Raw genomic sequence first — 15550 nt, forward strand, 5'->3', positions numbered from 1 at the left:
AGTTATTCACACCTTCATTATTTTTGGGTGGCTTTATCACCCCAGATAGCTTTTAAGCGCTGATCGCGGCCACAGTTCCAGCGATAGTACTTATAGCGAACGGGATTGTTTTTGTAATAGTCCTGATGATAACTCTCATTGCCTTGGATTGGATAGAAGGTAGATGCAGAAAGAATGGGTGTTACAACGGCTTGATTAGGGAACTGAGTTGTTACCTGTGCTTTGGAGGCTTCGGCTAGCTGCTTTTCTTCACTATTGGCAACAAAAATGGCACTCAAATAGCTGTAGCCTTTATCACAGAATTGCCCTTTATCATCGAACGGATCAATATTTACCCAAAAGTGTGCCAACAACTCGCTATAGCTAACGATGCTTGGATCATAAGTTATCTCCACCGCTTCGTAATGGCCCTCGTGGTTGCCGTTATAGGTGGGGTTTTTTAGAGTGCCGCCGGTAAAGCCAGAAATGACATCAGTGACTCCCTCCAGCTTTTCAAAGTCAGACTCCATACACCAGAAACATCCCCCTGCAAAGACCGCCTTATCAGCAGATACCTGCGTCGTAAAAGAGAATAAGCCCATCAGTATTAAGAGTAGTGAAGTGGGTTTCATCGGTCTCTCCGGTAATTAGGCTTAAATTTGCCTGTGTTCAAAATGTATCCCTAAGTATGGCAGCCCAATGGGGTAAAGAGGTCACAAAAGTATCGCAAAAAATGTTAAGGCTACTGACACCATGCTGTCAGTAGCTGGTCTGTAAGCTAAGTACTCCATTAAACAAGAGGAGTAACCAAGATGACAGGTGTAGTCGAAGTCGTGACATTTAGATTAGCAGAAGGCTTTACAGAAATGGATGTAGCTAAAACTTGCGAAGGGATTAATACTCTTTTAGAGACACAAGCCGGTTTCCAGTACCGCTCACAAAGCCATGATGGAAAAGGTAATTGGTTTGATATCATCTATTGGGAAAATATGCAGGCCGCTCATGCGGGATCGGCCGTGTTTATGGAGCATCCTGCAGGTAAAGCTTTATGTACATTAATTGATGAAAATACCTGCGTTGTTCGACATATGCCGGTGTTAACATCGACGATGGCGTGTGAGGCCAGTAACCAAAGCGCATGATCAACAGCGGATAAAAACACATGAGAAAAGCGGAGCGCCTGTTCCAGATACTGACCCTTTTGCGAGGTCGTCGCACCGTGATAACGGCAAAAGACTTGGCTGAGCGTCTACAGGTATCTGAAAGAACCGTTTATCGAGATATACAGGCGTTGTCGCTTTCGGGTGTTCCTATCGAAGCTGAAACGGGAGTGGGTTATCGTTTACACACTAGCTTTAACCTTCCTCCCATTATGTTTGATCTGGATGAGCTGGAGGCATTACTCTTGGGTGTGCGGATGGTCCAAGGTTGGAGTGATGAGTCGCTTGGTCGGGCGGCAGATAGTGCATTGAATAAGATTCGCGCCGTATTACCTGAACGGCAACACCATGAACACACCATTAGACCCGAGTGGCTGATTGTGCCCGACTTTTATCGGGATCAAAGTGCTCCTTATAGCCGCGAACTTCGAGCGGCTATTAAGTCTCAGTCGGTTCTCGAGTTGAGTTATCGGCGCGAGGATAGGGCTGCCTCCGTAAGGCATATCTGGCCGTTGGGTTTGGTGTATTGGGGGCGCACATGGACACTGGTGGCTTGGTGTGAGCTTAGAGAGGCGTATCGGATGTTTCGTTTAGATCGTATCGTGGCGCTGACCATCTTGGAGCGCCACTTTACGACCTCCAGTACGTTAAGCTTGCAGCATTACCTTGCATTGCAAACTAAGCGATGTGAAGAGCAAGCCTAGGGATACTACGAGCAAGTCAGTCAACTTTGCTCTGACTTCCGTTATTCAACAATCGCCCTTCTTTAAAGTAAATACCGGAATCATCTCCCCAGTATCGCCCGACTTGACTTTCATCAAAGTCAGGGCTTTTACTTAATATTTGTTGCTGCTAAAGTTAGCGCACAATTTGATCAATAGCCAACAAGGAATGTTGTTATGTCCAAGAAAGCTGAAAGTACTCGCTCAAAAAAACCTCATTCAATTCAATCTACATTTTTTGCGGTGATTGCTGGCTTAGCGTCTGGTTCTTACCTCAAAGGGATAGAGTACTTCGACGGTCTTATTGGACAAAACCCGTTAACACTCCTCATTCTTGCAGTGTCGAGCGGTTTACTTTTCAACTACTTCCCGATGAATTACTGGAAGAAATCTGTCATAAAGAAAGGAAAAGAAAACGGACTTGATTCTGCTCCACACCTTTCGCCGTCGCTTCCTTTTACTCTTATTCGTGTGACCTTTGGCATTATCGCAGTCCTCTCCATGCACTCATACACGGCCGATGCAAAGTTGTTTGATGAAGCTTTCGGACACACTAGTCTGACCTTTGGCATTGCTTTGATAACCGCAATCACGTCTCTATTTGTATTTCCTGTGCTGGATATATACATGCGCCACCAAAACCTTAAGGCATCAATTCTAGGTGGGCTTAAGTGACCTTTTTTTCTTTGCGCCTTTCTACGCTGCGATAGCCTGAGTCTGCCGATACAAATGACTCACGCCATGAAGGATTCTGCCAGCTGATTCAAGTCGTGTTCATTCGCTCCCGTGGTGGTGAAGCTATGTATCAAGCCTTGTCTTTCATCGCATACTCCCTAGCATTGGTCATATGGCCGAGTGTGCTAGAATAGTGCATATTTTGTTTTAGTTAAGGTAGAAAGATGGCTGATAAACCTCAACCACCTGGGGAATACGATTGTTGTGAAAGTGGATGTGATCCCTGTGTATGGGATACCTACTACGAAGACTTAAAAGAGTGGCAAGCCGCTGAAAAAGCGCGAAAAGAGCAAGAAAGCCCATCAGGCGAAGGTGCGCAACCTAAGGAATAAGCCTGAATGTTGGCTATAAATAACACCCCATGCAGTCATCGTCAGTTTTGGTACATACTCGGGGCGGTGTTTCTTTACTTGCTGCTCGTTCAGGTGCTGCAACTCATGGTGTCTGGCACAGCGGATTTAGACCAAGCTGAACAGTTGGTGTTAAGTCAGGAGTATCGCTTAGGTTATAACACCCAGCCGCCTCTCTATACCTGGTTAACGAAACTGATTTTCGCCATAACTGGGCCAAGCTTAACGGTACTGCTCGTACTCAAAGCTGTTATTTTATCGTCTATTGTCGTGATAGTGGCGCAAATAGCCCGGCTGTTTGCGTTAGCCTATTGGCAGCAGCTGATTTTGGTATGCTCCTTCCTGTTTATTCCTCAAATTAGTTGGGAATCTCAGCGTGATTTAACCCACTCTACCTTAGCGACCGCGTTATCAGCCGCAACTTTGTTACAGGTGCTTTGGTTAAGAAAAAACGCCACATTAGCCGGCTATGGATGTTTGGGCTTATTGGTAGGGCTTGGGCTGTTAAGTAAATATAATTTTTCAGTTTTTGCGGGGGCGTTACTGCTTACGGGATTACTCGTAAAAGGGTATCGTGACGTTATCTTTAATCGCAGAATTGCGCTTTCCATACTCATCACGGCTATCGTGATTAGCCCTCATTATTACTGGGTTTCACAGCATCTGGATATTGTTTTGGGCAGTATGCAAAAACTGAAAGCTGGGGAGGGGAGCTTCTTTACCGGTGTTGGGCAGGCGTATATCTCAGCATTGGCTTTTCTTAGCCCGTTATGGCTGTTTTCTTTGTTACTGATTCGAGATGAGCGGCGAGAGGTTGTTGGTTGTATTGAAGAGCAGCGGTTTGTCCTATGGTTGCCGATTATGATCCTTTTGCTCGTCACTGTTTTTGTTGGACTGACGGGTGCACAAGAGATAAAAGATCGTTGGTTCCAGCCTATGCTCTTTTTTATGCCGTTGTTGGTGGCGATGTTATATAAACCGACAACAAAAGGATTACATCTTTACGTTGGGTTGGCCGCGTTTTTCGCAATACTGATAGGGAGCGTGCTGAGCCTTAGAGTGGTATTTGCTGAAGAGTTTGGTCGTTATACTCGCCAAAATATACCCTATGAGGTGCTCAGTCAGCGCTTAGAACAACAGGTCGATATATCAGGGAGCCTCTTTGCTGAGACCACCTTCATTGGCGGTAATATGCGTAACGCTTTTAAGGGAACTGAGGTGTTTACTCCTGACCGCATGATGGCTGATAGCACGGTAACGGGCTCAGCCGTTGTACTGTGCGAAACTCAGGATTGTAGCCGTGATGATTTTGCCTCTTGGCTACTGACGAAACATGGTATCGATGTGCAGGAGCTTAATTTCGAGGCACTGGAAGCGCCGTATTATTTCTCAGCTACAAGGTCGCATACGCTCTATTGGAGCCAGATTGATCTGCCCTAAATGAGATGGTTATCCCGGCTTTTTGCCGGTTGAAGCGGCGCGTTGGGGGTTAAAGCCCCGAATAGCGAGTGCAGAGAACACCAGCGTTGACACGCCCGTGATGGCAAGAGCTGTGCCGTCGAGCTTCATGTAGAGCGCATGGCGAACCAGCTCGACGGCGTAGGTGAAGGGGTTAACGGAACAGATCCAGAACAACCACTCACTGGCTTCCTGCATTTTCCAAAGGGGATAGAGTGCAGAAGAGAGAAAAAACATAGGGAAGATCACAAAGTTCATCACCCCCGCAAAGTTTTCCAGTTGTTTAATCCATGAAGAGATAAACAAGCCAATCGCCCCTAGCATCAAAGCGACTAAAATAAGCGCAGGCAGAACCGTTAAATAGCCAAGCAAAGGTGGCTCAACATCCACCAACAAGGCGATGAGTAAAAACGCATATACTTGTAGTAGCGACACCAACGCCGTTGCAATCAACTTACTGCTAAGTAGAAACCAGCGAGGCAGTGGACTCATCAACAAAACACGCATGCTCCCCATCTCCCGGTCATAGACCATCGACAATGAGCTTTGCATACCGTTGAACAGCAAAATCATACAACACAGCCCGGGTGCGATATAAACCTCGTAGGTGATATAAGTATCGTAGGGTTCGATGATGGCGATGCCCAGTGCGGCTCTAAAACCTGCAGCAAACACAATCAGCCATAATAGAGGGCGAATCAGTGCGCTAAGAAAACGAGTACGTTGCTGGATGAAGCGCAAATATTCGCGTACCAAAATGCCGCTGAAGCATTGCCAGTAATGGCGTGTAGATAGTTTCATCAGTAGCTGGCCCCGTCGCAGGTCAGAGTATTAAAAGCCTTTGAGAGTGAATCCTGCTGGGATAGCTCGCACAGACTATGGCCTGTAGCAGACGATAGCAGACGACCTTGGTGAAGTAATAAAACGCGATCTTCCAGTGTGATCTCTTCTATCAAGTGTGTGGCCCAAAGGACAGTCAGTTGTGTTTCATGGCATAGCTGACGTATATGCTGATTGAGTGCGCTTCGGCTTTGAGGGTCAAGCCCTGTGGTGGGCTCATCCAAGAGTAAAACCTCCGGTTGGTGCAGCAGCGCCCGAGCAATCTCAACCCGACGACGATGGCCACCATTCAGAGCGCGGACTTTTTCATCAGCTCTGGCGAGCATTTGCAGCCGTTCTAATTCCTGTTGTATGCGCCCTTTGGCGGCTTTTCCTGAGAGTCCATGCAGTGCGGCATGATAAGACAGGTTTTGCTGAACAGTGAGATCCAAATCCAGCGTGCTCTGTTGGAACACGACCCCCAATTTCTGCATCACGGCAGTAGGATGCTGATTGAGAGCGAGTTCCCGCAGAAAAATTTCTCCTGATTGCTGAGCGTAGAGTCGAGTCAGTAAGGCAAACAGCGTGCTTTTACCGGCTCCATTAGGACCGAGCAGTGCTGCGAACTGTCCTGTTTCTAAGGCGAAGCTGACATTGTTTAGTGCCGCTTTTTTGCCATAGTGAAAACTGACCTGCTCGACCCGAATGCTCATTAGGATTTCACCACGATACCCCAAGGATAACGGCCCACTTTAATCGATTTAATCGCCTTCATTTTGGCGACATCGATAACCGTTACATCACCGCTGATACCGTTTGTGGTGAGCAGGAGTGATTGGTCACTGTTAAATGCCATATGCCAAACACGGCGGCCTACCAAAATATAGTCGAGCACTTCATACGTTTTTGTATCGACAACGGCAACATGATTGGCCGGACCGAGTGCGACAAAGGCATATTTTCCATCGTCTGACAGCTTAACGCCTACCGGCTGTACTTTATCTGGGTGAACCCCTTTGATCTGGAAATTGATTTTGTGAAGGATGGTACGGCTTTCGACATCGATCACAGAGACCGTCCCACCAATCTCTGAGCTGGCCCAAAGGGTTGAGTCATCTTTGCTGAATTCAACATGGCGTGGGCGTTGGTCAACCAGCGTATTATCGTACAGCTGCATGGTTGTGGTATCGATCCAATGCACCATATTGGTGGTTTCACTGGTATTGACGGCAATTTTGCCGTTATAGCTGACAGCCATCCCCTCTGGTTCTACTCCCACATCGATCTGTGCCAGAACCTCGTTGGTTTCGGTGTCGACAACCGTTGCTAAGGCATCGTCTTCGTTGGCGATATACAGGTGCCTATCATTGGGGTGCAGGGCGAATTGCTCAGGGTCTTCACCCGAGGGTAACTCTTTGACGATGGTATGTGTTGCCAAGTCCATCACCTGAACCGTATCGGAGTCAGAAGCGCAGATGTACAGCTTGCTCTGATCCTTAGAAAGAATAATCCCGCGAGGGCGTTCCCCCACGGATAGGGTATGGGTCACTTCAAATGTTTTTAAATCGATAACAGACAGGGTGTCATCTTTTTCGTTTGAAACATAGGCAACCTCTGCATGTAATAGCGTCGGTAGAAGACAGAGTGTTGCAGATGAGATAAGTCGACGTACTTTCATGATCCATTGCCTTTTTTCATAGAGGTGAAGAGAGGTTGTAAATTGCAGTGGCTTTCAGGCTGGTCATATCCCAAGGTATCCAGTTCGGATACAGGGTGTAAAAAACCTTCTTGAGGTGATTGGGAAACCAAAGAGCGCGGGTGTATGAGTGGAATAGTTTGGCGTAGCTGGCCGTTCCATTCACGGTATGTCAATTTACGACCTTTAAAACCGGCTAGTTCAAACTTATCGGACATTAGATAAGCTTTGAGGGTATTTACATCGTTACTGTTGGTACGTGTTACCGCTTCTGCCACAGAGCGAACGGCTGCCCAGGCGGCGTAATCTTCGTTGTTCATCCAGCGCCCTGCGAGTCTATCAAAGCGGCTCTGTAGCTGGGCTGCGCCCCATTGTTCCACCACACGATGCCATGTAACGGGTGTTAACCCCTGAGTGCCAACGACCGGTCGAGGTAGCCAAGTGTTGTAGAGAACATACTCACCAAAGTCGCCACGCTCATCGGCAACCACTACGACATCGTAATCTTTTCCTTGAGTGAATAGCGGCATCTCTTTTTGTGCTGTCCTGCGAAGATCGGTATCAAAGCTCCACTGCTTTTCATCAACAATTTTATGACCAAAGCGTTTTGCTGCGCGCTTTAATGCAGCGGAGTAGGCTTTGTCGTCCTCCGTTGCACCGGTGATCATTAACCATTTAGTTAACCGTTTGCTTTTAAGCCATTGACCTAATGCATCGGCGAGCATTGCGCGGCTAGGCATACTGTGCAATGTATTGTTGAGGCATATATCGGTGCGCAACGCGTCGTCTTTGGCTGCACTGTTAAAAATCAAAACATCCTCACCTAGCAATGAGGAAAGCTGTTGTAAGGCAGTACTTGGCATGTCTGCCACAAACACGCGAATGCCGTCAGCGTAGAGCTGCTGAGCTTGGGCCGCTAATGACTCCCACTGATCGCTTTCGGTGATAGAGAGTGTGTAGTGGTGTTTCAGAAACCGGCCTGTGGTATTGCTGTCCGCTATACCTAATTCGGCACCGCGTAAGCCAGCGTCTTTAGGCTCGGGAAGAATATTGGAGAGAACCGGGCCTCTATCTTGCTGCAGCTTGATAAAAGCGACCTCCATCTCCAGCGGTGCAGCACAGATGGGTAGACTTAGAAGGCTGAGCAGTAAACCCCCAGCTAAGTTACGTGGTTTCATAAGCGTCTATTTTTATTATGATGAATTGTCCAGCTTAAGGTCTTCTGTGGATGTGCGGAATATGAAGAAAGTACGAATCAATTAGTTCTGAAGTAGTATGTTTGAGCGCCCTATTGGTTATGCATGATTGATGGACTGCAAATTTCAAATCAGGAGAACATCATGCGTGCTATGCGTCATTTCACGGCTGCCACTTTATTAATGGGCGCAACTCTTGCTGCGTCAATGCCTGTTTTGGCTGAGGGAGATTTAACCCGTCGACCAGAAAAATTGCCTGATCTGGTACTTGGCACAGAAGACAATCGCTACTTGCTCTCGCAAAAGCAGTATGAATTAGAAACCGGTAAATCTTACAAACTTAAGATTATTTCCAGTGGGCAAACGGAGTACGCTCTTAAAGCCCCTGAGTTTTTCACCTCCATTTTTTTAAGAAAAGTTGAGGCAGGAGATATGGAAATCAAAGCGGTAATGCTCACTGAGCTAGAGTTTGAGCAAGAGGGTGAGGCTGAGATCTACTTCGTACCGATCAAGCCGGGTGCATTTGAATTCTATGCCGAAGGTTTGGAAGAAAAAGGCATGGAAGGCGTATTTAACGTCCGTTGATGCCGGATTAATTTGTAAAACACATCAGACTACGGTAAATCAGTAGGTTTGTGACCTATTGAGATAGCCCTATGCACGCGATCGCTTGGGCTACATGCTTTTCGCAATAGCTTCCACCTTGCTGGGCAGTATGGCTGGTTCTTAGGTATTGGGCTGCTGTCGCTGGCCGAAGTGTTTGCACTGGAGTTTACTGTACCCATCTGGACGGCCATCTTTGCATCAATCGCGTTAAAAGAAACACTGACGCGCGCAAATTGATCGCGCTATCTGCATTATCAGCACATTATTGTATGGTAGAAGCGATGCTCGGTATGTTGCTTTATCAAGAGCACTTTGAATTTGCTATTATGCTTGGCGGTGCGCTGATGCTGTTGGGCAATCTGGTGAATGCATGGGGTGCGCCCGCATCAACACGAGAGCAAGTTGGCACCCGCGAAGCGCTCAAACCCCGTAGATAGTTAAAAGGTAGGTATTTTGAATCGTCGTAAAAAAGGTAATCAGATCCTAAAAGCCCGTGCTAAAAAAGCTAAGGCGAAACTAGCACCCAAAAGTAAGCCTAAATATATCAGCAAAGCGGATCGAGCCCTGTTAGCAACGGCTGAGCCAAGCCAGATGGATGAACATGGTGCGGTAGCCGAGGCTATTGAGTAGAAATCTCATATAGCGAAAAAGAGTTAAAAAAAGTTTTCTTATTTCAGTTTCGTTTCAGTTTTGGGTTTTAAAGTACACCCATCAACACAACGAATTAAGGAATACAGATCATGAAAACTTTACTGAACGCAACTTTGATCACTACAGCTCTTTTCGCATCACAAGCTTTTGCTAACCCACTTGATGACTTGGGTGCGCAGGCAACTGAAACCAACCTAGCGCAAGGTGCAGCTCACACGCAAAACTACACACCTGCCAGCAACCCGCTATCTGATTTAGGTAACTCGGTTGAAGCACACCTAGCAGATGGTCAAACGATTACTGCAAGCAGCGCACCCAGCTCAGTTGTCTTTGCTCTAGAGCCAACTAACTCAAAAGAAGCGTTACTGTAACGCTTCTTCTGCTCCAACAGCCGGGAGGTGCCAGCCTCCCGTAAGCTATCCACTGATTAGACCTACCTACCACTTACCCTCCACGATTTTAGTTTGCATCTCACATACGTGACGGTGATCTTGGGATTATCTGGAACGATTTTTTGTAGAACTGTCGAAGGTTATAGCCTTTTAGATTTACAAAGCGTTATACAGCCTCAGGAGAAGTATATGGTTGTTGTAGCTAGGTTTTCTTTTCCCTACGAAGCGCATATAGCCAAAGCTAACTTAGCAAGTGCGGGTATTGAAAGCTTTATTGCCGATGAACATACGGTAAATGCACAATGGCTCTATTCCGATGCCCTCGGCGGTGTCCGATTAATGGTTGCCGAAGAAGATGCCAATCAAGCCAGTGAAATACTGGGTGAGGATTTCTCGCAATGTTTTGAAAACGCCGATGATGCGGTAGAAGGACACATAGATGTGTGCCCACATTGTGGTAGCAGTGATATAGCCGCCTATACCAAAGGAAAGCGTTCAGCATTTCTTGTTTTCATTTTGCTGGGTTTCCCTTTGTTCTTTTACCAGCAAGGTTATATGTGTAATCAGTGTGGAGCGTTTAGTAAGACGCTTTAATTGGCTATAGTATCTACGTGTAGATCATAAATAGTTTAAAAAGGTTTTCTTATTTCAGTTTCGTTTCAGTTTTGGGTTTTAAAGTACACCCATCAACACAACGAATTAAGGAATATAGATCATGAAAACTTTACTGAACGCTACTTTGATCACTACAGCTCTTTTCGCATCACAAGCCTTTGCTAACCCACTTAATGATTTGGGTGCGCAGGCAACAGAATCCAACCTAGCGCAAGGTGCAGCTCACACGCAAAACTACACACCTGCCAGCAACCCATTGGCTAATTTAGGTAACTCGGTTGAAGCGCACTTAGCGGATGGCCAAACGATTATTGCAAGCAGCGCATCCAGCCCAACGGTATTTGCACTAGAGCCAACCAACTCAAAAGAAGCGTTACTGTAACGCTTCTTTGTCCCAACAGCCGGGAGGTGCCAGCCTCCCGTAAGCTATCGCCTTGTCTGCCTCTTACGCCTTACACAATTCTAAAATCTATCAAAGCTGCCCTTTTTAGCCTATTTGCTCTCAATATTTTTGGTGTTTCCCTCTCAATAATACAAAGTGACGTATAATGGTACCGACCTTATTGTGTAGCCTAAGGAGAGCGGGTTAGTAATGGAAATGCTAAGGGAGTTAATAGCGACCCTTATTTTTATTGTAGGTGTTACGCTTGTTGTCTCACTCATTGGAGCATTTGATTGGGGAGATCTTATTGCGGCGATAGGTTGCTTCATGGCAGCGTATTTTATATGGCCAAGTAAAAGGCATGGCTATAGAGAGCAAGATAATCGTTTTCTCGATATGCTGGAAATTATCATAGAGTTGCCAATAGATATATTAGTCTGGATAGTTCGCTTTGTGATACGGATATTTCGTAGTAATGACGGCGGAATAAATATTGATCTGTGATACTTTTAGATGTTGATAACAGCCCGATTTATGCTCCGTCGTTATATATAATAAAAAATAGTAAAAAGCTTTTCTTATTTCAGTTTCGTTTCAGTTTTGGGTTTTAAAGTACACCCATCAACACAACGAATTAAGGAATACAGATTATGAAAACTTTACTGAACGCAACTTTGATCACAACTGCTCTTTTTGCATCACAAGCTTTTGCTAACCCACTGAACGATGTGGGTGCACAAGCGACCGAATCCAATCTAGCGCAAGGTGCTACTCACTCGCATAGCTATACACCTATCAGCAACCCATTGGCTGATTTAGGTAACTCGGTTGAAGCGCACCTAGCGGATGGTCAAACGCTTACTGCAAGCAGCGCATCCAGCTCAGTTGTTTTTGCACTAGAGCCAACCAACTCAAAAGAAGCGTTACTGTAACGCTTCTTACGCCCCAACAGCCGGGAGGTGCCAGCCTCCCGTAAGGCTAAACTCCCCGCTTGAGTCTTCTTGTGTTCTGTTTTTATATCAGTATTTTTCCGTCTATGTAGCATTATCCTGCACTTATTTGCAAACTGACCATGTATTGTGTCCACCTATTGGTGAAAAACGGTTTGCATAAAAATGAAAAGTGAGCTAAATCAGTAAGTTAATATTTAGAAGGAAGTGTTGGAGGTGCCAATAGGTGGCCCCAATAGATGGAATCCGTATACTAAACTGTTAGCCATCAGGAGGGGAAATGTACTTAAAGAAAAACTTAGATATTGTACAAAAGATTCGAGAAGCAGATTTTCAAGGGCAATCAAAACAACAAATGAAACCTCTTTATATTGAGCAAAATGCCTTTGATGTCGATCTAGACACACCAATATATAGAGTAATGGAACTGCAACATTTATATGCTGACGTTAGTAATAATGTGTTAACCCATGTCAAAGCGTGCAAGGAAACTTGGGGGGATGATTATGAAAATCCCTTATTACAAGTAGAATATACAGAAGAGGTAACAGGCGAAAAATTAACTCTAGCTGGGATCGTGGATGATTTCTACGGATTATCTTGGACTTATGATGATGTTGAGCGCTCTTCAAACTGGCAGGCTTTTTCTTACGGGAGAGAAGCTGTAAGGATAAAGAGCACGCCAAGAAAACTTCTTAATGCCTTGATGTCACTAGACGACAATTTTTTCATGCTTCATCATTACATAGGTAAGGTGAACTATTATGATGCAGATGATCTGGTTCAGTACTTTAAACAAACCCATTATGAGCACCATTTGGATTCGTTAGGTCAGGGGGCTGTTCTTTCTCTAATGGCACTCAGGAATTGCTTTGAGAGTGAACAAGAAGTTAGGTTGTTATATTCTTACGATCCAAGCTCGAATGACTGGGTTGCCCAGAATGTAGCTAAGCCCCAAGGTTTCCCACTTTGCAGAGTACCGATTAACTGGGCTCAAATTTTAGATGAGGTCGTACTAGCTCCGGGATTAGAGGATTCAACTCTAAGTTCAATTCGAAAGTTTTTGAGTACCAGGACTATCAAATGTTTGGTTAAGAGCAGCGCTTTAAGTTGATGGCTAACAATCTGTTTAAGAGTGATTCGCAACGCGTGGCATTTTTACTGTGCGTTGATTTAGGTGATTTAGGTGATTAAGGTGGTATGCGGCGTCTTTTGTATTGCGTTGCTCACACCTTAACAGGGCGTTAGCGGAAAGTATGGTGCCGTGTCGTTTGTGCAAAACTGGGAGCCTGTTAAGAAACTCTCATATTATTCCGGAGTTTTTATATTCGGCCTTATATGATGAAAAGCATAGGTTTCACAAGATATCTGTTGATGAAAATCAGAAAAACACTTTGTCTCAGAAGGGTGTTAGAGAGTTCCTGCTCTGTGGTGAATGCGAGCAAAAACTATCCAAATATGAAAGATATGCAAGTTTAGTTCTTAACGGTGGTTTGGAACTTACGGTTAGACGCGAGGGCCGTTTAATTCATCTTGAGGGTATTGATTATAATATCTTCAAACTTTTTGCTCTCTCAATTTTATGGCGTGCCAGTGTTTCAAGCTTAGATGTTTTTGATCAAGTTACGCTCGGCCCTCATGAAGAAACACTACGAAAAATGGTGTTCAACGGAGAATCAGGTAAAGAGTACGAATACCCGTTTATTTTGTCACCGATTATCCATGAAGGTGAGGTACAAGAGGCACTCATAGTGCAACCTACACGTACCAAACTTGCTGGCCACCAAGCGTACCGTTTTGTATTTGGTGGTCTTGCTTGGGTGTTCTTGATAAGCAGTCATCGAGCACCAGATGTTGTAACATCCGCGTCAATCAGCAGCTCAGGAAAGCTAACAATGCTTCCTTGGGAGCTTGCTGATATGAAGTTTATTGTTCATATGGCGCAAGAATTATCCCAACAAGGAAAGTTATGAAAATCGCTAACAAGGCGTTCAACTTCAGCTTGCAAGCTGGCTCGGACCTTCAACACGCTACGAGTTTTTCCGGCCCGTTAATGCGGCGTTAAATATCCTCAGGAGGAGGCATCTATGAAAGACATTAATTCTGAATTGAGAAAGTTAGTGCTCGGAAATGGAATTAGAGGGACATTGTTGCTTATATTTTTGAACTATGGTTTTTTCTCTTTCGTCTTTAATCTTGTGGACTTGGTGACAGACTTTAGAGCGCCAGCGTTTGGAGGGCCATGGGGTGTGTTGTTATTTTCCTGTGGCATGGCATCAGCCTGGTTGTTGTGGCCATATAAACTGAGATCTGAAAAGAACATTTAACAAGCGGCTGTTGTTGCCACTGCGTGGCTGGGACTGCTTTTCAGCTGCTTCGCAGCCTGATAACTGTCTACTTTTTATGGGTAACACCAGTATCCGGTCGGAGAATCATGGAAGTACGCAAAGTAAAATTGGATGAGATCAAGTCAGTTCTCATTCTGATAGATGAGTTTAACCGAAAGCGCGTCCCGTGGCCCGATGACGCAAGTCTTGAAGAAATCTACTCCGGGATTAATGGTGGAGGAGGTTGTGTGGTTGGCGCGTTCTTTGGAGAAGCTCTAGTGGGCACCTGTACCATCAACATCTGTCCGAATCTCAGCTGGTCTGGAAGACCCTATGCAATTATTGAGAATGTTGTGGTCACATCCACTGAGAGAAATAGGGGTATAGGCAAAGCCTTGCTTGCCTTTGCAAAGAAATATTGTCAGGAATATGGCTGCTACAAAGTTGCACTTATGACAGGGTCCCAAAAACCGGAAACACTGCATTTCTACGAATCAGCAGGCTTTATAGGCAGTAAGACTGGTTATCAAGCGAGGTTCGATGCTTAACAAGGTCAGCCAAAATCGCACACTTCGTGTGCTGGACTCTCAACACGTTGCTTGCCTATGCTGGCGGCGTTGGTGTCCATTCAGTTAGTAACATAAGAGGTTAAAAATGTATGAATTCTTAGTTGGTCTGGAGGTTTCAGATAATGACGCATATTCAGATTATCGAGAGGGTATGAAACCCATTCTGACTTCTTATGGTGGCGGCTTCGGCTTTGATTTTGTGGTTTCTGAGGTTCTACTTTCAGAGGTTGATACGCCTATTAATCGAGTTTTTACGATTCATTTCCCAAATAAAACTACCGCGGAAAAGTTCTTTTCCGATACTGAATATTTAAAGGTAAAAGCTCAATTCTTTGACGTGTCTGTATCCCACATTACGATTCTTTCGGGCTACGAAAAAGACACTTAACAAACGGTTTAGGGATGACGCGCAATGTGTTGCGCTTAGTGTTTAAGGTGGTATGCGGTGCCTACGGCACTGACAACGTATTGATTACAATGGTGATCAGGTGGCACTGATTCACTTTAGAATAGCTAGAGACACATCCTCTCAAACAAATAGCTCAAGTGATTCCAAGGTCTAGCCTTATGAATATAAAAGATTTTTCTAGCTTGGTTGGCTTGTCCCCTCATACGCTTCGATACTATGAAAAAATAGGGTTACTCAAGAATGTCCAGCGCAATAGCAGTGGGCATCGGGTGTATTCTACAAAAGATTTAAAGTGGATTGAGTTTGTGAAGCGGCTCAAAGAAACAGCAATGCCCCTCGAAGGAATTCTGGCATATGCGAGATTAAGGGAGGAGGGGGCTGAGTCGGTGTCGCAGCGCCAAGTGTTGCTGGAGCAGCACCAAGGGCACTTAAAAGCCCACATTGCACTGCAACAGTCCCATCTTGCTGCCTTGGAAGAGAAGATCAATCTTTATAAAAAAGGAAAAGTTCGTTGACTTCGTGTTAACTCTAACT

General features: G+C 45.3%; 24 protein-coding genes and 1 pseudogene. 19 read left to right on the plus strand and 6 right to left on the minus strand.

The annotated features are described in order from the left end of the window. Nucleotides 1-17 precede the first annotated feature (17 nt). Nucleotides 18-611, minus strand: coding sequence for a peptide-methionine (S)-S-oxide reductase MsrA (gene msrA / locus F0U83_RS00410; protein ID WP_138985986.1), 594 nt, complete (start codon nt 609-611; stop codon nt 18-20). Between the two features lie 180 nt (nt 612-791). On the opposite strand from msrA, the gene F0U83_RS00415 reads away from it, so the two are divergent. From F0U83_RS00415 to F0U83_RS00425, 3 genes are all read left to right on the plus strand, one after another. Further along, nucleotides 792-1121, plus strand: coding sequence for a hypothetical protein (locus tag F0U83_RS00415; protein WP_138985987.1), 330 nt, complete (start codon nt 792-794; stop codon nt 1119-1121). A 20-nt stretch (nt 1122-1141) separates the two neighbouring features. After that, nucleotides 1142-1843, plus strand: a complete 702-nt coding sequence (locus F0U83_RS00420) for a helix-turn-helix transcriptional regulator (RefSeq protein ID WP_138985988.1) — start codon at nt 1142-1144, stop codon at nt 1841-1843. Nucleotides 1844-2038: 195 nt separating this feature from the next. After that, nucleotides 2039-2536, plus strand: coding sequence for a hypothetical protein (locus tag F0U83_RS00425; RefSeq protein ID WP_138985989.1), 498 nt, complete (start codon nt 2039-2041; stop codon nt 2534-2536). A gap of 7 nt (nt 2537-2543) precedes the next feature. Here F0U83_RS00425 and F0U83_RS17375 read toward each other — a convergent pair. Further along, nucleotides 2544-2685 (minus strand): annotated as a pseudogene (locus tag F0U83_RS17375) (transposase); the annotation flags it as partial. A gap of 75 nt (nt 2686-2760) precedes the next feature. On the opposite strand from F0U83_RS17375, the gene F0U83_RS00430 reads away from it, so the two are divergent. Together F0U83_RS00430 and F0U83_RS00435 are read left to right on the plus strand one after the other, a co-directional pair. Next, a complete protein-coding gene (locus tag F0U83_RS00430) occupies nt 2761-2928 on the plus strand; it encodes an oxidoreductase-like domain-containing protein (protein ID WP_138985990.1) in 168 nt (55 codons plus the stop codon). Between the two features lie 6 nt (nt 2929-2934). Then, on the plus strand, nt 2935-4386 hold the full coding sequence (locus F0U83_RS00435) for a glycosyltransferase family 39 protein (protein WP_138985991.1): 1452 nt from the start codon (nt 2935-2937) through the stop codon (nt 4384-4386). Nucleotides 4387-4395: 9 nt separating this feature from the next. On the opposite strand, the gene F0U83_RS00440 is transcribed toward F0U83_RS00435, so the two are convergent. Genes F0U83_RS00440 through F0U83_RS00455 form a run of 4 tightly spaced genes read right to left on the minus strand, consistent with a single transcriptional unit; the run spans nt 4396 to nt 8097 of the window. Then, nucleotides 4396-5205, minus strand: a complete 810-nt coding sequence (locus F0U83_RS00440) for an ABC transporter permease (RefSeq protein WP_138985992.1) — start codon at nt 5203-5205, stop codon at nt 4396-4398. Continuing rightward, nucleotides 5205-5936, minus strand: coding sequence for an ABC transporter ATP-binding protein (locus F0U83_RS00445; RefSeq protein ID WP_138985993.1), 732 nt, complete (start codon nt 5934-5936; stop codon nt 5205-5207). The genes F0U83_RS00440 and F0U83_RS00445 overlap by 1 nt, the downstream gene beginning before the upstream one ends. Further along, nucleotides 5936-6901, minus strand: a complete 966-nt coding sequence (locus F0U83_RS00450; RefSeq protein WP_138985994.1) for a YVTN family beta-propeller repeat protein — start codon at nt 6899-6901, stop codon at nt 5936-5938. The genes F0U83_RS00445 and F0U83_RS00450 overlap by 1 nt, the downstream gene beginning before the upstream one ends. Continuing rightward, on the minus strand, nt 6898-8097 hold the full coding sequence (locus tag F0U83_RS00455; RefSeq protein ID WP_138985995.1) for an ABC transporter substrate-binding protein: 1200 nt from the start codon (nt 8095-8097) through the stop codon (nt 6898-6900). The genes F0U83_RS00450 and F0U83_RS00455 overlap by 4 nt, the downstream gene beginning before the upstream one ends. Nucleotides 8098-8259: 162 nt before the next feature. On the opposite strand from F0U83_RS00455, the gene F0U83_RS00460 reads away from it, so the two are divergent. The 14 genes from F0U83_RS00460 (at nt 8260) to F0U83_RS00525 (ending at nt 15531) form a co-directional block, all read left to right on the plus strand. Then, entirely contained in the window at nt 8260-8700 is a 441-nt protein-coding gene (locus F0U83_RS00460) for a cupredoxin domain-containing protein (RefSeq protein WP_211343598.1), read from the plus strand. Nucleotides 8701-8990: 290 nt separating this feature from the next. Then, nucleotides 8991-9158 carry a hypothetical protein gene (locus tag F0U83_RS16925; protein ID WP_170221681.1) on the plus strand — a complete coding sequence of 56 codons (168 nt, stop codon included), beginning with the start codon at nt 8991-8993 and terminating at the stop codon, nt 9156-9158. A 16-nt stretch (nt 9159-9174) separates the two neighbouring features. After that, complete coding sequence (locus F0U83_RS00470; protein ID WP_138985997.1) at nt 9175-9351, plus strand: DUF2986 domain-containing protein; 177 nt, start codon at nt 9175-9177, stop codon at nt 9349-9351. 110 nt (nt 9352-9461) lie between these two features. Next, nucleotides 9462-9743, plus strand: a complete 282-nt coding sequence (locus tag F0U83_RS00475) for a hypothetical protein (protein ID WP_138985998.1) — start codon at nt 9462-9464, stop codon at nt 9741-9743. 210 nt (nt 9744-9953) lie between these two features. After that, nucleotides 9954-10358 carry a putative signal transducing protein gene (locus F0U83_RS00480; protein WP_138985999.1) on the plus strand — a complete coding sequence of 135 codons (405 nt, stop codon included), beginning with the start codon at nt 9954-9956 and terminating at the stop codon, nt 10356-10358. A 121-nt stretch (nt 10359-10479) separates the two neighbouring features. Beyond that, the gene (locus F0U83_RS00485) at nt 10480-10761 is read left to right on the plus strand and encodes a hypothetical protein (RefSeq protein ID WP_138986000.1); all 282 of its coding nucleotides are present in this window, start codon (nt 10480-10482) and stop codon (nt 10759-10761) included. A 210-nt stretch (nt 10762-10971) separates the two neighbouring features. Then, nucleotides 10972-11265 (plus strand): hypothetical protein, encoded by a 294-nt coding sequence (locus F0U83_RS00490; protein ID WP_138986001.1) that lies wholly within the window; start codon nt 10972-10974, stop codon nt 11263-11265. Between the two features lie 146 nt (nt 11266-11411). Beyond that, complete coding sequence (locus F0U83_RS00495) at nt 11412-11693, plus strand: hypothetical protein (RefSeq protein ID WP_138986002.1); 282 nt, start codon at nt 11412-11414, stop codon at nt 11691-11693. A 298-nt stretch (nt 11694-11991) separates the two neighbouring features. Further along, entirely contained in the window at nt 11992-12825 is an 834-nt protein-coding gene (locus F0U83_RS00500) for a hypothetical protein (RefSeq protein ID WP_138986003.1), read from the plus strand. Nucleotides 12826-13105: 280 nt separating this feature from the next. Continuing rightward, the gene (locus F0U83_RS00505; protein ID WP_138986004.1) at nt 13106-13684 is read left to right on the plus strand and encodes a hypothetical protein; all 579 of its coding nucleotides are present in this window, start codon (nt 13106-13108) and stop codon (nt 13682-13684) included. A 114-nt stretch (nt 13685-13798) separates the two neighbouring features. Continuing rightward, nucleotides 13799-14038 carry a hypothetical protein gene (locus tag F0U83_RS00510; RefSeq protein WP_138986005.1) on the plus strand — a complete coding sequence of 80 codons (240 nt, stop codon included), beginning with the start codon at nt 13799-13801 and terminating at the stop codon, nt 14036-14038. A gap of 107 nt (nt 14039-14145) precedes the next feature. Continuing rightward, a complete protein-coding gene (locus tag F0U83_RS00515) occupies nt 14146-14586 on the plus strand; it encodes a GNAT family N-acetyltransferase (RefSeq protein WP_138986006.1) in 441 nt (146 codons plus the stop codon). A gap of 106 nt (nt 14587-14692) precedes the next feature. Next, complete coding sequence (locus F0U83_RS00520) at nt 14693-14995, plus strand: DUF1330 domain-containing protein (protein ID WP_138986007.1); 303 nt, start codon at nt 14693-14695, stop codon at nt 14993-14995. Between the two features lie 179 nt (nt 14996-15174). Further along, nucleotides 15175-15531 (plus strand): MerR family transcriptional regulator, encoded by a 357-nt coding sequence (locus F0U83_RS00525; RefSeq protein ID WP_138986008.1) that lies wholly within the window; start codon nt 15175-15177, stop codon nt 15529-15531. Nucleotides 15532-15550 lie beyond the last annotated feature (19 nt).

The sequence above is a fragment of the Neptunomonas concharum genome (assembly GCF_008630635.1).
GTDB lineage: Bacteria > Pseudomonadota > Gammaproteobacteria > Pseudomonadales > Balneatricaceae > Neptunomonas > Neptunomonas concharum.

What these genes read in the sequence shown, in the direction of transcription:
- msrA (WP_138985986.1), bottom strand. Translation starts at nt 611, where the DNA reads ATGAAACCCACTTCACTACTCTTAATACTGATGGGCTTATTCTCTTTT.
- F0U83_RS00415 (WP_138985987.1), top strand. Translation starts at nt 792, where the DNA reads ATGACAGGTGTAGTCGAAGTCGTGACATTTAGATTAGCAGAAGGCTTT.
- F0U83_RS00420 (WP_138985988.1), top strand. Translation starts at nt 1,142, where the DNA reads ATGAGAAAAGCGGAGCGCCTGTTCCAGATACTGACCCTTTTGCGAGGT.
- F0U83_RS00425 (WP_138985989.1), top strand. Translation starts at nt 2,039, where the DNA reads ATGTCCAAGAAAGCTGAAAGTACTCGCTCAAAAAAACCTCATTCAATT.
- F0U83_RS00430 (WP_138985990.1), top strand. Translation starts at nt 2,761, where the DNA reads ATGGCTGATAAACCTCAACCACCTGGGGAATACGATTGTTGTGAAAGT.
- F0U83_RS00435 (WP_138985991.1), top strand. Translation starts at nt 2,935, where the DNA reads ATGTTGGCTATAAATAACACCCCATGCAGTCATCGTCAGTTTTGGTAC.
- F0U83_RS00440 (WP_138985992.1), bottom strand. Translation starts at nt 5,205, where the DNA reads ATGAAACTATCTACACGCCATTACTGGCAATGCTTCAGCGGCATTTTG.
- F0U83_RS00445 (WP_138985993.1), bottom strand. Translation starts at nt 5,936, where the DNA reads ATGAGCATTCGGGTCGAGCAGGTCAGTTTTCACTATGGCAAAAAAGCG.
- F0U83_RS00450 (WP_138985994.1), bottom strand. Translation starts at nt 6,901, where the DNA reads ATGAAAGTACGTCGACTTATCTCATCTGCAACACTCTGTCTTCTACCG.
- F0U83_RS00455 (WP_138985995.1), bottom strand. Translation starts at nt 8,097, where the DNA reads ATGAAACCACGTAACTTAGCTGGGGGTTTACTGCTCAGCCTTCTAAGT.
- F0U83_RS00460 (WP_211343598.1), top strand. Translation starts at nt 8,260, where the DNA reads ATGCGTGCTATGCGTCATTTCACGGCTGCCACTTTATTAATGGGCGCA.
- F0U83_RS16925 (WP_170221681.1), top strand. Translation starts at nt 8,991, where the DNA reads ATGGTAGAAGCGATGCTCGGTATGTTGCTTTATCAAGAGCACTTTGAA.
- F0U83_RS00475 (WP_138985998.1), top strand. Translation starts at nt 9,462, where the DNA reads ATGAAAACTTTACTGAACGCAACTTTGATCACTACAGCTCTTTTCGCA.
- F0U83_RS00480 (WP_138985999.1), top strand. Translation starts at nt 9,954, where the DNA reads ATGGTTGTTGTAGCTAGGTTTTCTTTTCCCTACGAAGCGCATATAGCC.
- F0U83_RS00485 (WP_138986000.1), top strand. Translation starts at nt 10,480, where the DNA reads ATGAAAACTTTACTGAACGCTACTTTGATCACTACAGCTCTTTTCGCA.
- F0U83_RS00490 (WP_138986001.1), top strand. Translation starts at nt 10,972, where the DNA reads ATGGAAATGCTAAGGGAGTTAATAGCGACCCTTATTTTTATTGTAGGT.
- F0U83_RS00495 (WP_138986002.1), top strand. Translation starts at nt 11,412, where the DNA reads ATGAAAACTTTACTGAACGCAACTTTGATCACAACTGCTCTTTTTGCA.
- F0U83_RS00500 (WP_138986003.1), top strand. Translation starts at nt 11,992, where the DNA reads ATGTACTTAAAGAAAAACTTAGATATTGTACAAAAGATTCGAGAAGCA.
- F0U83_RS00510 (WP_138986005.1), top strand. Translation starts at nt 13,799, where the DNA reads ATGAAAGACATTAATTCTGAATTGAGAAAGTTAGTGCTCGGAAATGGA.
- F0U83_RS00515 (WP_138986006.1), top strand. Translation starts at nt 14,146, where the DNA reads ATGGAAGTACGCAAAGTAAAATTGGATGAGATCAAGTCAGTTCTCATT.
- F0U83_RS00520 (WP_138986007.1), top strand. Translation starts at nt 14,693, where the DNA reads ATGTATGAATTCTTAGTTGGTCTGGAGGTTTCAGATAATGACGCATAT.
- F0U83_RS00525 (WP_138986008.1), top strand. Translation starts at nt 15,175, where the DNA reads ATGAATATAAAAGATTTTTCTAGCTTGGTTGGCTTGTCCCCTCATACG.